Here is a 14,599-nt window from a genome sequence, read left to right as displayed (position 1 = left end):
GACGGCATTAGAGCGGGGCCAGCGTTCAAGACAAGGCCGACCTTCGCCGTTTACCGTCCCGACCGGCTTGCGCCGGCCATCGTCCTGCTGCAAAAGCAGGGCTCATCGGCGCCGCCTTGTCGCTCCGCCGTTTCCAATGCAGGGCAAGTCGCAGCACCGCTGCCAAGACATACACACATGGCCAGCCCCGAACTCAGTCAATTCCGCCGCATCGTCGTCAAGGTCGGCTCCGCTCTGTTGGTCGATTCCGACAAGGGCGAGGTGCGTGCCTCGTGGCTCGCTGCGCTCGCCGACGACATGGCCAAGCTGCACCGCGAAGGCCGCGACGTCCTCGTCGTCTCCTCTGGTTCGATCGCGCTCGGCCGCAGCCGGCTCAAGCTGCCGCGCGGCCCGCTGAAGCTGGAAGAGAGCCAGGCCGCCGCCGCCGTCGGCCAGATCGCCCTGGCGCGGATCTGGTCGGAGGTGTTAGGGGCTCACGGCATCGGCGCCGGACAGATTCTGGTGACGCTCCAGGACACTGAGGAGCGCCGCCGTTATCTCAACGCCCGCTCCACCATCGGCAAGCTGCTGGAATGGCGCGCGATCCCCGTGATCAACGAGAACGACACGGTCGCCACCAACGAGATCCGCTATGGCGACAATGACCGCCTTGCCGCGCGCGTCGCCACCATGGCGAGCGCGGACCTCCTCGTGCTGCTGTCCGACATCGACGGGCTTTACGACGCTCCGCCGAAGAACAATCCGAACGCAAGGCTGATTCCGGTCGTGGAAAGCATCTCCTCCGAGATCGAGGCGGTGGCGGGAGACGCCGAGTCCGAGCTGTCGCGTGGCGGCATGCGCACCAAGGTCGAGGCTGCCAAGATCGCCACCACCGGCGGCACGCATATGCTGATCGCCTCCGGCAAGATCGAGCATCCCTTGCAGGCGATTGCCAATGGCGGCCGCTGCACCTGGTTCCTGACGCCGGCCAATCCCATCACCTCGCGGAAGCGCTGGATCGCGGGCTCGCTGGAGCCGAAGGGCACGCTGACCATCGATGCCGGCGCGGTCGCCGCGCTGCGCGCCGGGGCCAGCCTGCTGCCGGCCGGCGTGATCAAGGTCGAGGGCCAGTTCGCGCGCGGCGATGCCGTGATCGTGCGCGGCCCCGACACCAGCGAAGTCGGCCGCGGCCTGATCGCCTATGACGCCGACGACGCCGAGCGGATCAAGGGCCGCTCTTCCCCGGACGTGATGGCCATCCTCGGTATCAGCGGGCGGTCGGAGATGATCCATCGCGACGATCTGGTGATGGGCGGGTAAGAACCGAGCGACGTCTATTGCACGTCGTCGGCATCAATATCCTGCCGACCGTGCATGACGCGAATGATCTCCACGCCATCTGGTAGCGGGATATAGAAGATCACGTAGCTGCCGACCGGGAAGCTGCGCAAGCCTGCGCGCAATTCCCGCCGCTCCCGCCCCGCAAGCGGGTTCTCGACCAGCATCTCGAAAATCTCGCCGATGCGTTCGATCTGCTTCTCGGCAGCCCGAATGCTATCGGAAGCGATGAAGTCCCAGATCGAATCGAGATCGAGGTCTGCTTGCGGGGCTTTGCGGAATCTATTCGCCACGCTTGCGCGCGGCCAACCGTTGCCGGCCCCGCGCCTTGATGTCGTTCATCCATTCCTGGACGCCGACCTCTTCCATCGGCCCACTATCGAAGCCCTTCTGGATCTCCTCCCGCAGCGCCTCCAGCTTGAGCTTGCGCTGCTCCTCGCGCTCTTCGACGAGCCGAAGGCCTTCGCGCATCACCTCGCTGGCGGTGGCATAGCGGCCGCTCTCGACCAGATTGTCGATCAGATCTTCGAAATGCTTGCCGATGCTGTAGCTGCTCGCCATGGGGAGACTCCGTTAGCAAATGATGATATTTATTGATATTTCGGTAGCCCGCAAGGCTTCCTCCAGCCTCTAGCGCCAATCGCCCCAAGGGCCGACCCGACGGCAGGAAGCGGGCCCCAGCCATTCCCTCCCCGCCCTTCGCAGACGCGGGATTTCCGTGCTAGGACACCGCCTTAGCAGAAGGTTTGACCCCATGGCCGCCCCCCTCAAAGCCGTTGACGGCAATGCCGATCGGACCAGCGATCTCCAGGCGCTGATGTCCGATCTCGCCACCCGTGCCCGCGCCGCCGCGCGCGTGCTGGCGCTGGCGCCGCCGGAGCAGAAGAACCGGGCGCTGGAAGCCATGGAGCGGGCGATTCGCGCGAACTCCGCCGCGATCCTTGCCGCCAATGCCGAGGACGTCGCGGAAGCACGCGGATCGAGCAACATGACCCCCTCCTTCATCGATCGCCTGACGCTGACGCCGGCGCGCGTCGAGTCGATGGCCGAGGGCATCGGCATCGTACGCGGCATTGCCGATCCCATCGGCGTCGTCACCGAGAGCTGGCAGCGGCCGAACGGCATGACCATCGAGCGCGTGCGCGTGCCGCTCGGCGTCGTCGGCGTGATTTTCGAGAGCCGGCCGAACGTTGCGGCGGATGCCGGCGTGCTGTGCCTCAAGTCCGGCAACGCGGTGATCCTGCGCGGCGGCTCCGACAGTTTCCGTTCCTGCCGCGCCATTCATGACTGCCTGGTGCAGGGCCTGCGCGAAGCCGGCCTGCCCGAAGCGGCGATCACGCTGGTGCCGACGCGCGACCGCGCGGCGGTCGGCATGATGCTGTCAGGCTTGAACGGCGCCATCGACGTGATCGTGCCGCGCGGCGGCAAGAGCCTCGTCGCGCGCGTCGAGCAGGAGGCGCGCGTGCCGGTGTTCGCGCATCTCGAAGGCGTGAACCACGTCTATATCGATGCCAGCGCCGACCTCGCCATGGCGAAGTCGATCGTGCTGAACGCAAAAATGCGTCGCACCGGCGTCTGTGGTGCGGCCGAGACGCTGCTGGTCGATCGCGCCGCTGCCGGCACAAACCTGAAGCCGCTGGTCGAGATGCTGTTGGATGCCGGCTGTGAAGTGCGCGGCGACGATGCTGTGCAGAAGACCGACCCCCGCGTAAGACCTGCCAGCGACGACGATTGGGACACCGAATATCTCGACGCGATCATCGCGGCGAAGGTGGTCGACGGCGTCGACGGCGCGATCGCGCATATCCAGAGCCACGGCTCGCATCACACCGACGCGATCGTGAGTGCGGATGAGACGGCGGCGAAGAAGTTTCTCAGCGAAGTCGATTCCGCGATCGTGCTGCACAATGCCTCGACACAGTTCGCCGATGGCGGCGAGTTCGGTTTCGGCGCCGAGATCGGCATCGCCACCGGCCGCTTCCACGCCCGCGGTCCTGTCGGCGCCGAGCAGCTCACGAGCTTCAAATATCGCGTTCACGGCACCGGACAGACGCGGCCGTAAAGTCGCAGGGCGGGCATTGAGCAACAATTTCGTCGTGCCGCGTTTCGTGGCGCAAGCAGTCCCGCCCCACACCGAGGGCATGCGCATCGGCCTGCTCGGCGGCTCGTTCAATCCGCCGCATCAGGCCCATCGCGCGATCAGCCGGTTCGCCTTGACGCGATTGCAACTCGATCGCGTCTGGTGGCTGGTGACCCCCGGCAATCCGCTCAAGGAGAACGGCAATCTGCATGAGCTCGGCGAGCGGGTGCAGGCCGCGCGCGACGTCGCCGACGACCCCAGGATCGAGGTGAGCTGTCTCGAATCCGTCATTCGTACCCGCTATACTATCGACACGATCAACACCTTGCGCCGCCGCTTCTCGGGCCTGCGCTTTGTCTGGATTATGGGCGCCGATAACCTCGCTCAATTCCATCGTTGGCAGGACTGGCGGCGTATCGCGGCCCAAGTTCCGATGGCAGTGATCGATCGGCCGCCGCAGAGCTTTCGTGCCCTCGCCTCGCCCGCCGCCAAGGCGCTCGCGCGCTACCGCCTGCCCGAGGAAAAGGCAGCATTGCTCGCGGACCGGCCGGCGCCGGCCTGGGTCTTTCTGACCGGTTTGAAGCTGAATCTCTCCTCAACGGGCCTGCGGAACCCGGACGGGAGCTGGAAGGGAACAACGTGAGACGGCGTGTGCGGAGCGTGGTGGGGATTTGGGGCTCTCTGGCATATTGAAACCCTTAACCCCACATGATGTAGTGTAACCGGTGGGCGCCGGATTCGGCGTTCGCGATACAGTGAAAGGAATGGTCCCTGACCACATCTGTATTGTCCAAGTCTGTTTTACCCAAGGTTGCTAAGCCTACGCGTAAAACATCGACCAAAGCGGCCTTGCAGGCGCAACCCGACGCCGACAAGACGCTGAGCCTGATCCTCTCCCGCCTCGAGGACATGAAGGCGGAAGAGACGGTCACCATCGACCTTCGCGGCAAATCGACGTACTCCGACTACATGATCGTCACCACCGGCCGGGTGAACCGGCACGTCGGCGCGATCGCGGACAACGTCACCAAGGGCCTCAAGGAAAACGGCATCAAGAGCATCCACGTCGAGGGCTTGCCCAATTGCGACTGGGTGCTGATCGATTCCGGCGATGTGATCGTGCACGTGTTCAGACCCGAGGTCCGCGAGTTCTACAACCTTGAGCGGTTGTACACGCAGGGCCCAGGGGCGGCGAAGGCGATCTAGGCTCAACGAGCCGATTTCGAATCGGCTGACGCGCATGCTAGCGTCGTGCGCGCGCAAACTGCGCGCGGTCTCGAAACACGACTCCGAAGATATCGGACCCCTGAAGATATCATGCGCGTTGCTGTCATTGCGGTGGGCCGGCTGAAGCAGGGCCCCGAACGGGAGCTCGCCGACCGCTATTTCGAGCGGTTCGACGAGGCCGGCCGCAAGCTCGGATTCCGCGAGCTCAGCATTCACGAGATCCCAGAAAGCCGTGCGCGCGACGCCGCGACGCGGATGGCCGAAGAGGCCGCAGCGATCTCCGCGCATGTTCCCGAAAAATCGATCCTGGTGGCGCTGGACGAGCGCGGCCAGAATCTCGACTCCACCGTGTTCGCACGGCACCTCGGCCGCTGGCGCGACGAGGGTGCCGGTCATACTATCTTCGTGATCGGAGGGGCGGACGGACTTTCGCCCGAATTGCGCCGTAAGGTCAAGCTCGCGATCGCGTTCGGCGCTGCGACCTGGCCGCATCAAATGGTCCGCGTCATGCTTCTGGAACAGCTTTATCGGGCCGCCACCATTCTGGCCGGCCACCCCTATCACCGCGCGTGAGGCGCGCCACAACGAACACCTTTACCTGACGCGATGCGAGCGCCTGTCCTCAACCTGCTGATTGCAAGCCTCGCAGGCGCAAGCCTCGCGCAAGCCCACGTAAGCCTCGCGCAAGCTCAGGCCGCAGCACCGGCACCGCAGACCGCGGCCGTCTCGCCCGAGGCGATCAAGCAGCGCGAGCAGGAGCTCGAGGCCGCGCGCGCACGGCAGAAGAGCGCGGAGGAGGCGCAGGCCAAGCTCAAGGCCGAGATCACCTCGCTCGGCCAGGACCGCACCCAGCTCAATCAGCAATTGATCGACACCGCCGCCAATGTGCGCACTGTCGAGACCAAGATCGACGAGGCCGAAGCGCGGCTGCGCACACTCAATGGGCGCGAGCAGGAGATGCGCAGCTCGCTCGATTCGCGCCGCGCCGACATCGTCGAGGTGCTGGCGGCGTTGCAGCGAGCCGGCCGGCGCACGCCGCCGGCGCTGCTGGTGCGGCCCGAGGATGCGCTGCAATCATTGCGCACGGCGATGCTGCTCGGCGCGGTTGTGCCGGAATTGCGCGGCCGCGCGGAAAAGATCGCAAGTGAGATCGGCGAGCTCGTCGCCCTGCGCAAGACCATCGCGAGCGAACGCGACCAGCTCGCCTCCGACCGCGACAGCGTCAGGAGCGATCAGACCCGCCTCGCGGCCCTGGTCGACGAGCGGCAGCGCCAGCAGGCGGCACGCGAAAAGGACCTCGATGCCGAGAGCTCGCGCGCCATCGCGCTTTCAAAACAGGTCGGCGATCTCCAGGGGCTGATCACCAGGATGGAGCAGGACCTGCAGAGCGCCGCCAAGGCCGCCGAGAAGGCGGCCGAGGCCGCAAGGCAGGCCGAGGCCAAGGCGGCCGCGAGCGCCAATGCCAGCGCAAAGTCCGGCCCAGCCGCTTTCAAGGACCGCTCGCGGACCACCCCGGCGATTGCCTTCGCCTCGGCCAAGGGGCTCCTGCCGCTTCCGGTTAACGGTAACAAGATCAGGGACTTTGGCGGTTCCGACGGGGTCGGCGGGGTCCAGAAGGGCATTTCCCTGGCGACCAAGCCCGGCTCCCAGGTCACAACGCCGTGTGACGGCTGGGTGGTCTATTCCGGCCCATTCCGCAGCTATGGACAACTCTTGATCCTCAACGCCGGGGGCGGGTATCATGTCCTGATCGCCGGGATGGAGCGCATTTCGGTAAACATCGGACAGTTTGTGCTCACGGGGGAGCCAGTCGCGACCATGGGGTCGACCTCTCAAGTCGCCTCCATTCTCGCCACGAACGCGAGCCAACCTGTGCTCTATGTCGAGTTCCGCAAAGACGGCACTCCAATCGATCCAGGCCCATGGTGGGCCGCAAATGAAGGCGAGAAGGTTCGCGGATGATGCGCAAGACTTCAGTTATTCTCCTCAGCGCGGCCACCGGTGCGGCGCTGACGCTGTTCGTGACCCAGCCCCGCGCGGTATTCATGGGCTCCAGCGCGCGAGCCGCGACCGCGGACACCTATCGCCAGCTCAATTTGTTCGGCGACGTCTTCGAGCGCGTGCGCTCCGATTATGTCGAGAAGCCCGACGACACCAAGCTGATTGAATCCGCCATCAGCGGCATGCTCACCGGCCTCGATCCGCATTCGAGCTACATGGACGCCAAGAGCTTCCGCGACATGCAGGTGCAGACCCGCGGTGAGTTCGGCGGCCTCGGCATCGAGGTCACGATGGAGGACGGCCTGATCAAGGTGGTCTCGCCGATCGACGACACCCCCGCCTCGCGCGCCGGCATCATGGCCAACGACATCATCACCAATCTCGACGACGAGGCGGTGCAGGGCCTGACCCTGAACCAGGCGGTCGAGAAGATGCGCGGTCCGGTCAACACCAAGATCAAGCTGAAGATCATCCGCAAGGGCCAGGACAATCCGATCGACGTCACCCTGGTGCGCGACAACATCCGCGTCCGCTCGGTGCGCGCCCGTGTCGAGGCCGACGACATCGCCTACGTCCGCATCACCACCTTCAACGAGCAGACCACCGAAGGCCTGAAGCGCGAGGTCGCCAATCTCTCGAATCAGATCGGCGACAAGCTCAAGGGCTACATCATCGATCTGCGCAACAACCCGGGCGGCCTGCTCGAGGAAGCGGTCACCGTCTCAGACTCGTTCCTGGAGAAGGGCGAGATCGTCTCGACCCGCGGCCGCAATGCCGAGGAGACCCAGCGCCGCACCGCGCATGCCGGCGACCTCACCAAGGGCAAGCCGGTCATCGTGCTGATCAATGGCGGTTCGGCCTCGGCGTCGGAAATCGTCGCCGGCGCGCTGCAGGACCACAAGCGCGCGACCATCGTCGGCACGCGCTCGTTCGGCAAGGGCTCGGTGCAGACCATCATCCCGCTCGGCTCGGGCAACGGCGCGCTGCGCCTGACCACCGCGCGCTACTACACGCCGTCGGGCAAGTCGATCCAGGCCAAGGGCATCGTGCCTGACATCGAAGTGCTCCAGGACGTGCCGGACGAGCTGAAGTCGCGCACCGACACCAAGGGCGAGGCTTCGCTGCGCGGCCATCTCAAGAACGATGGCGACGAGAAGACCGGTTCGCAGTCCTACGTCCCGCCGGATGCCAAGGACGACAAGGCGCTCAAGCTCGCCGACGATCTGCTCCACGGCATCAAGAATAGCGCGTCCGCCGCGCCGACGCCGGGCGGCGACAGCAAGGCGACCGCCGACAGGCCCAAAGCCGCGAACTAAGTCGGCGCATCAAGCGATCCAAAGAAAAGGGCGGCTTTGAGGAGCCGCCCTTTTTGCTTGGAACTCCTCAGTCTCCGCCCTCTCCCGGCCTGCCGCCACTTGACCCCGGCGTGGTATCGTCGGGGCGAGTGATTCGGGATCTCGCATGACTGAAACGGCCGATGATCTGAGCGCCCCGCTCGGACAGGACAAGCCGCGCCGCAAACGCCGGCTGCGGCTGCCGTTCACGGCCATGCAGTTCCTCGCCGTCATGCTCGGCCTGTTCCTCGTCACCTTCGCCGGCTTCGCCATCTTCAACAAGGATCCGCTCGGCGGCGAGCCGATGACGCGGATCGCGATCCGCGAGCCCAAGGCGACCGACGAGAAACCGGCCGCATCCAGCCATGGCCAAGAAGGCAAGCAGGAGAGCAAGCACGAGGCCAAGGAAGCGGCGAAGCTGGCAGGCGAGCAGAAGACCGTCACCATGATCGACGGCTCGACCGGCGCGCGCCATGACGTCGTGATCGGCGCCGCCGATGCCGCCGACAAGGGCGATGCGGCCGCTGCATCCGCCCCGCCCCCCGTGATGGCGGGGATCGACCCGAAGCTGCTGGAGAAGTCGCGCTACGGGATGATCCCCGTGGTGGCCGGAGACCTGAAGCCCTTCAACGTCTATGCAGCGGATGCCGATCGGGCCAAGGCCGCCAGGATGCCGGTGGTCGCGATCGTGATTGGCGGCCTCGGCGTCGGCGCGGCAAAAACCACCGATGCGATCATGAAGCTGCCGGCTGCGGTGACGCTGGCCTTCACGCCCTACGGCGCCGATCCCGGCAAGCTTGCCGAACGCGCCCGCGCCCAGCGCCACGAGATCTTCCTGCAGATCCCGATGGAGCCCTACGACTTCCCGGACAACGATCCCGGGCCGCAGACGCTGCTGACCTCGCTCACCACCGACCAGAACATGGACCGCCTGTACTGGCACCTCAGCCGGATGCAGGGCTATGCCGGCATCACCAATTTCATGGGCGCCCGCTTCATCGCGACGGACGCGGCAATGCAGCCGGTCATCCGCGAGGCCGCCAAGCGCGGCCTCGGCTTCTTCGACGACGGCTCCTCGCCGCGCAGCATCGCGCCGCAGCTTGCCGGCAGCCAGGCGATGCCGTTCGGCAAGGGCGACATTGCGATCGACGCGGTGCCGACGCCGACCGAGATCGACCGCGCCCTCAACAAGCTCGAAGCGGCAGCGCGCGAGCGCGGCGCTGCCATCGGCACCGCCTCGGCCCTGCCCGTCTCGATCGAGCGCATCAGTGCCTGGTCCCGGACATTGAGCGACCGAGGTATCCTTTTGGTGCCATTGACAACCGTGATGCTGAAATCAAAATCCAGCTAAATCAACGGATTGGGACGGCACGAGGCCGGCGGGGCCTGTTCGAGCCCTACAGCACGCGGAGAGGTCTGGCGGAATGGCGCGTTACGAGGATCTGCCCTACCGGACCTGCGTCGGCGTGATGCTGATCAACCCAAAGGGACTGGTGTTCATCGGCCGCCGCGCCGGTGGCGTCGAGCATGTCGATGACAGCCATGTCTGGCAGATGCCGCAGGGCGGTGTCGATCCCGGCGAGGACACCTGGGAAGCCGCGCGGCGCGAGCTTTATGAGGAAACCAGCGTGCGCTCGGTCGAGCGGCTCGGCGAGGTTCCGGACTGGCTCACCTACGATATTCCCCGCACCGTGGCGGGCCGCGCCTGGAAGGGCCGCTATCGCGGCCAGCGCCAGAAATGGTACGCGGTGCGCTTCACCGGGAAGGACAGCGAGATCAATGTCGAGAGGCCGGGCGGCGGCGGCCACAAGGCCGAATTCGTCAGCTGGCGTTGGGAGCCGATGAAGAACCTCCCCGGGCTGATCATCCCGTTCAAGCGCCCGGTCTACGAGCGGGTGGTGCAGGAATTTTCCGCGCTGGCGGAGGATTGAGCCTTATTGTCGTCCCGGGGCGATGCGCAGCATCGAACCCGAGACCTCGAGATTCCGGTTTCGCGCTGCGCGCGTCCCGGAATGACGACGAGAGATATTTGCAAGTGCCCGATCAAAAACCCTACCGCCCTAATGTCGGCATCGCACTGTTCAATGCCGATGGCCGCGTGCTGATCGGCCATCGCTTCAAGGGCGATGGGCCCGAGATCATCCTGCCCGGCCTCGACTGGCAGATGCCGCAGGGCGGCGTCGACGAGGGCGAGAACCTGCGCGATGCGGCGATTCGCGAGCTCTGGGAGGAGACCAGCGTCGTCAGCGCTGACTATCTCGGCGAGACCGACTGGTTCAGCTACGAATTCCCGCCCTATGACGGGCCGCAGACGCATCGCCTCGCAAAATTCCGCGGTCAGCGCCAGAAATGGTTCGCACTGCGCTTCACCGGCAAGGATGACGAGATCGATCCGCTGACACCGCGCAACGGCCAGCCCGCCGAGTTCGACGCCTGGCGCTGGGAGCGCCTCGACCGCGTCGCCGACCTCGTGGTGCCGTTCCGACGCGAGGTCTACCGCGCCGTGGCGCGCGAGTTTGCGGCGTTCGGAAACTGAGACAACCCCATGCACAGTAGAATGGCGTTTGAAATCATTTGAGAATTTTTTCGCTGAGATTTGCGTGTGAGGGCGGCACCGCTCTCTCGCTCCCTCCGCCGCAAGGGGGGAGGGAACGCACCTCCGCGGGCGCGCTAGAGCATGATCCGGAAAAGTGCGAAGCGGTTTTCCGAAAAGATCATGCTCAAGCAATAACCTCAAGCGCGATGATGATTCGTCCTGATCCCATCGCGCTTTAGTCGGGCCCAAGCGCAGCAGACTTTAGTTGATCAGTTGATTGGTCCCACCGTGAATGGGCCGATGGCGATGACGTGGCAATCGCTGTCGCGCCTGGCGCAGTCGGCGAGTGCGGCGCTGACGGCGGTCTGCTCGTCGGCGGCCTTCAGGCCGAGCCCGGGACGGCCTGCGGTGCCGACGGCAACGGCATTCCAGCCCATGGCATCGCCGAGCTTGCGCACGACGTCGTCGCGGTCGTCGGCGACGATCGAGGGATTGCTGGCAGCATGGAAGAAGCCGGTGACCCTGAACAGGGCCGGGATCGGCACGACGAAATTGTCGTCGACCGCGACGATCATGCAGGCGACGCCGGCAATGGCGCCGCACGATTCGAGCGAACGCCGCGCCGCGTCCTCGGCGGAAGCTGCTCCGAGCACCATGAAATATTGTCCGCCCGGGCCGAGTGCGATCGAGCGGGATTTCGCTGCCGGCACGAACATGTTCTCGAGCCGCACCTTTTGCTGTTCGCGCACGATCGGAAAATCCTTCGACGCGAAGGGCCGCTCCGTCATGGCGTCATGCCGGAAGTACGGCGACGGCGGCATCGGCGGCTTGCCGTGGGCGTAGACGACATTGTTGCCGACCGCATAGAGCTCGCAGCGCCGCGGCGATTGCGCCGCATCGGCGCGCTTCTGGCACTGCTCGATCGCACCGTTGCGCGCAGCCTCCTCGCTCGGCTGGTTCAACACCGAGCCGGTGAAGCCGCCGACATTGAGCGCGAAGGCCTTGTAGTCGCCGGCCGCGGAATAGTCGCCGGCGAGGTAATTGCGGACGCGCTCGTTGATGAAAGGCACGCTGTCGGCGGCAAGCTTGCCCGCCATCGGCGCGGCGGATGGGGACGGCGCCGGCATCGGCGCCATCGCAGCGCCGGCATTCGACGGAGCCATCTGGGCCTTTACAACCTGGCTCGGCGTTGGGCTCGGCGCCATGGCCGCCGCGCTCGGCGTTGTGCTCGGCACGACAGTGGGTGTGACCGCCGGCGTCGATGCGGCGGTCGCCGTCTGCTTGAGCCTGGTGTTGTAGAGGAAGCCCGAGACGACGATGGCGACGATCGAGACGATGGCAACCACGAGCGGCCACATCCACACCGGTGCGGCAGCGAGCTTCGCGCCCGCCTTCTTCACCTGCGGCTTGGTGTAGGTGCCGTCCTCGCGGCGCATCGCCACCATGTAGGCGTGAACGGGCGTTGGGATGTTCTTGACCTCCTGCGCACCGATATCGGCGAACTGCACCGAGAGCTTGTTGGCAACCTGCTCGTGCACCGCGCGGGAGATGCAGATGCCGCCAACCTCGGCGAGGCCTTCGAGCCGGGCCGCGATATTGACGCCGTCACCCAGCAAATCGCCGTCGCGCTCAACCACGTCGCCGATGGTGATGCCGATGCGGAACGACATCTGCCGGCTCGGCGGATAGGCCATGTTGCGGGTTCGCAAGGACTCCTGGATGTCGATCGCGCAGCGCACCGCATCGACCGCGCTCGGAAATTCCGCGAGCACGGCATCGCCCGCCGTGTTGAAGATGCGTCCGCCCGCCTTTGCGATGAAATCGTCGACGACCTCGCGATAAGAGGCGAGACGCCGCAGCGTCTCCTCTTCGTCTTCCGCAACCAGCCTCGAGTAACCGGCAATATCGGCCGCGAAAATCGCCGCGATCTTGCGTTTCATCTGCACCCAGCCCCGGAACAAATTCGCGGGCGCAGAATGCCGCTATCTTCGGCGCGGTGCAACAAGGTTTCAGCGCCCGCCACGGTGAGTGACGAGCGCTGAACTTGTTCGGGAATTTTGAAGCTTGAGCCCCGGAGCGGCTGCGCCGGGGCTTAGTGCATAGCCGTGGAATTGAGCTGCTGCTGAATGCTCTTGTAGTGGTCGAGCCGCTCGATCGCCTGATCGAGCTCGCTGCCTTCGTGCTCTTTCAGCCCCTCTTCCATCTCCGAGATGGTCTCGGCGAACTGGGCGCGATCGAGCTCGTCCAGCGAGGTCGCGACGTCGGCGAGCACGGTCAGGCCGTTTTCGGAGACTTCGGCGAGGCCGCCGAGCACGATGACCTTCTCGTGGCGGCCAGCGGTGGTGATGGTGAGAATGCCGGGCCGGACCGCAGCCACGACCGGGGCATGTCCGGCCAGCACGCCGAAATCACCCTCGACGCCGGGGATGTCGACCTGATCGACCTCACCTGAGAAGGCGAGCTTTTCCGGAGAGACGAGATCGAAGTGGAAGGTGGCCATGGGCTATCCGTTGTTTTCCGCTTGTCACCCGCGGGCTTGCCCCGCGGGCCCATCCATCAAAATTTTCTTTCGATGGATCGCCGGACTTCAGTTCGAAGACGCGCTTCGCGCTTTAGCCCGGCGATGACGAGATGAGAAAGCTTAAGCCGCTTCAGCAGCCAGCTTCTTGCCCTTCTCGACCGCCTCTTCGATGGTGCCGACCATGTAGAAGGCGGCTTCCGGCAGGTGATCGTACTTGCCGTCCACCAGGCCCTTGAAGCCCTTGATGGTGTCGGCGAGCTCGACGAACTTGCCAGGCGAACCCGTGAAGATTTCGGCGACGTGGAATGGCTGCGACAGGAAGCGCTCGATCTTGCGGGCGCGGGCCACCGTCAGCTTGTCCTCTTCCGAAAGCTCGTCCATGCCGAGAATGGCGATGATGTCCTGGAGCGACTTGTAGCGCTGCAGCACCTGCTGGACCTGACGGGCGACCGCGTAGTGCTCCTCGCCGACGACCAGCGGGGAGAGCATGCGCGAGGTCGAGTCGAGCGGGTCCACCGCCGGATAGATGCCCTTTTCCGAGATCGCTCGCGACAGCACCGTAGTGGCGTCCAAGTGCGCGAACGAGGTGGCGGGCGCCGGGTCGGTCAAGTCGTCGGCCGGGACGTAGATCGCCTGCACCGAGGTGATCGAACCCTTCTGCGTCGTGGTGATGCGCTCCTGCAGCGCGCCCATGTCGGTCGCGAGCGTCGGCTGATAACCCACCGCCGAAGGAATACGGCCGAGCAGCGCCGACACTTCCGAACCCGCTTGCGTGAAGCGGAAGATGTTGTCGACGAAGAACAGCACGTCCTGGCCCTGGTCGCGGAAGTGCTCGGCAACGGTCAGACCGGTCAGGCCGACGCGGGCGCGGGCGCCCGGCGGCTCGTTCATCTGGCCGAACACCAGCGCGCACTTCGACTTCACGCTCGGATCCGGATTGTGCGGATCAGCGTTGACCTTGGACTCGATGAACTCGTGATAGAGGTCGTTGCCCTCGCGGGTCCGCTCGCCGACGCCGGCGAACACGGAGTAACCGCCGTGCGCCTTGGCGACGTTGTTGATCAGCTCCTGAATCAGCACGGTCTTGCCGACGCCAGCGCCGCCGAACAGGCCGATCTTGCCGCCCTTCGCATACGGCGCGAGCAGATCGACGACCTTGATGCCGGTGACGAGAATTTCGGCTTCGGTCGACTGGTCGGTATAGGTCGGCGCTTCCTGGTGGATGGCGCGGGTGCCTTCCGACTTGATCGGGCCGGCCTCGTCGATCGGCTCGCCGATGACGTTCATGATGCGGCCGAGCGTACCGTCACCCACGGGAACCGAGATCGGCTGACCGGTGTCTGTCACCTCCTGGCCGCGCACCAGACCTTCGGTGGCGTCCATCGCGATCGTGCGGACGGTCGACTCGCCGAGATGCTGCGCGACTTCCAGCACCAGGCGGTTGTTGCCGTTCTTGGTCTCGAGCGAGTTGAGAATGGCCGGCAGGTGGCCTTCGAACTGCACGTCGACGACGGCGCCCATGACCTGGGTAACGCGACCGATCTGTGTGGCTGCTGTAGCCATTTACTGTCTCCTTCGATCCG

Annotated in this window: 15 protein-coding genes; 10 read left to right on the top strand and 5 right to left on the bottom strand. The window is 65.4% G+C overall.

Features of this window, described 5'->3' with window-relative positions; all coding sequences use genetic code 11:
• Positions 1 to 177 precede the first annotated feature (177 nt).
• A complete protein-coding gene (gene proB / locus AC5V87_RS01990) occupies positions 178 to 1,299 on the top strand; it encodes a glutamate 5-kinase (RefSeq protein WP_456841918.1) in 1,122 nt (373 codons plus the stop codon).
• Positions 1,300 to 1,313: 14 nt separating this feature from the next.
• Here proB and AC5V87_RS01985 read toward each other — a convergent pair whose 3' ends face one another.
• Both AC5V87_RS01985 and AC5V87_RS01980 read right to left on the bottom strand, forming a co-directional pair.
• On the bottom strand, positions 1,314 to 1,610 hold the full coding sequence (locus AC5V87_RS01985; protein WP_495369825.1) for a type II toxin-antitoxin system RelE/ParE family toxin: 297 nt from the start codon (positions 1,608 to 1,610) through the stop codon (positions 1,314 to 1,316).
• Positions 1,600 to 1,878 (bottom strand): type II toxin-antitoxin system ParD family antitoxin, encoded by a 279-nt coding sequence (locus AC5V87_RS01980; RefSeq protein ID WP_456841916.1) that lies wholly within the window; start codon positions 1,876 to 1,878, stop codon positions 1,600 to 1,602. The genes AC5V87_RS01985 and AC5V87_RS01980 overlap by 11 nt, the downstream gene beginning before the upstream one ends.
• Positions 1,879 to 2,071: 193 nt before the next feature.
• Between AC5V87_RS01980 and AC5V87_RS01975 the strand changes: the two genes are divergently transcribed.
• From AC5V87_RS01975 to AC5V87_RS01935, 9 genes are all read left to right on the top strand, one after another.
• A complete protein-coding gene (locus AC5V87_RS01975; RefSeq protein WP_495369824.1) occupies positions 2,072 to 3,379 on the top strand; it encodes a glutamate-5-semialdehyde dehydrogenase in 1,308 nt (435 codons plus the stop codon).
• Between the two features lie 16 nt (positions 3,380 to 3,395).
• Positions 3,396 to 4,040, top strand: a complete 645-nt coding sequence (locus AC5V87_RS01970) for a nicotinate-nucleotide adenylyltransferase (protein ID WP_495369823.1) — start codon at positions 3,396 to 3,398, stop codon at positions 4,038 to 4,040.
• A gap of 206 nt (positions 4,041 to 4,246) precedes the next feature.
• Positions 4,247 to 4,603, top strand: a complete 357-nt coding sequence (gene rsfS, locus AC5V87_RS01965) for a ribosome silencing factor (RefSeq protein ID WP_456841913.1) — start codon at positions 4,247 to 4,249, stop codon at positions 4,601 to 4,603.
• 111 nt (positions 4,604 to 4,714) lie between these two features.
• The gene (gene rlmH / locus AC5V87_RS01960; RefSeq protein WP_495369822.1) at positions 4,715 to 5,197 is read left to right on the top strand and encodes a 23S rRNA (pseudouridine(1915)-N(3))-methyltransferase RlmH; all 483 of its coding nucleotides are present in this window, start codon (positions 4,715 to 4,717) and stop codon (positions 5,195 to 5,197) included.
• 33 nt (positions 5,198 to 5,230) lie between these two features.
• Complete coding sequence (locus tag AC5V87_RS01955) at positions 5,231 to 6,586, top strand: murein hydrolase activator EnvC family protein (protein WP_495369821.1); 1,356 nt, start codon at positions 5,231 to 5,233, stop codon at positions 6,584 to 6,586.
• Positions 6,583 to 7,941 carry a S41 family peptidase gene (locus tag AC5V87_RS01950; RefSeq protein ID WP_456841910.1) on the top strand — a complete coding sequence of 453 codons (1,359 nt, stop codon included), beginning with the start codon at positions 6,583 to 6,585 and terminating at the stop codon, positions 7,939 to 7,941. The genes AC5V87_RS01955 and AC5V87_RS01950 overlap by 4 nt, the downstream gene beginning before the upstream one ends.
• Before the next feature lie 145 nt (positions 7,942 to 8,086).
• A complete protein-coding gene (locus AC5V87_RS01945; protein WP_456841909.1) occupies positions 8,087 to 9,310 on the top strand; it encodes a divergent polysaccharide deacetylase family protein in 1,224 nt (407 codons plus the stop codon).
• Positions 9,311 to 9,383: 73 nt separating this feature from the next.
• The gene (locus AC5V87_RS01940) at positions 9,384 to 9,890 is read left to right on the top strand and encodes an RNA pyrophosphohydrolase (RefSeq protein WP_456841908.1); all 507 of its coding nucleotides are present in this window, start codon (positions 9,384 to 9,386) and stop codon (positions 9,888 to 9,890) included.
• A 104-nt stretch (positions 9,891 to 9,994) separates the two neighbouring features.
• Entirely contained in the window at positions 9,995 to 10,495 is a 501-nt protein-coding gene (locus AC5V87_RS01935; protein ID WP_495369820.1) for an RNA pyrophosphohydrolase, read from the top strand.
• A gap of 269 nt (positions 10,496 to 10,764) precedes the next feature.
• Here AC5V87_RS01935 and AC5V87_RS01930 read toward each other — a convergent pair whose 3' ends face one another.
• From AC5V87_RS01930 to atpD, 3 genes are all read right to left on the bottom strand, one after another.
• Positions 10,765 to 12,435, bottom strand: coding sequence for an adenylate/guanylate cyclase domain-containing protein (locus AC5V87_RS01930; RefSeq protein ID WP_456841906.1), 1,671 nt, complete (start codon positions 12,433 to 12,435; stop codon positions 10,765 to 10,767).
• 152 nt (positions 12,436 to 12,587) lie between these two features.
• Complete coding sequence (locus AC5V87_RS01925) at positions 12,588 to 12,995, bottom strand: F0F1 ATP synthase subunit epsilon (RefSeq protein ID WP_456841905.1); 408 nt, start codon at positions 12,993 to 12,995, stop codon at positions 12,588 to 12,590.
• A 141-nt stretch (positions 12,996 to 13,136) separates the two neighbouring features.
• Positions 13,137 to 14,579, bottom strand: a complete 1,443-nt coding sequence (atpD, locus tag AC5V87_RS01920; RefSeq protein ID WP_456841904.1) for a F0F1 ATP synthase subunit beta — start codon at positions 14,577 to 14,579, stop codon at positions 13,137 to 13,139.
• Positions 14,580 to 14,599 lie beyond the last annotated feature (20 nt).

Source organism: Bradyrhizobium sp. SOJA106 (genome assembly GCF_059448745.1).
Note: the sequence above shows the minus strand (reverse complement) of the source record. Positions and strands in the feature narration are given on the sequence as shown.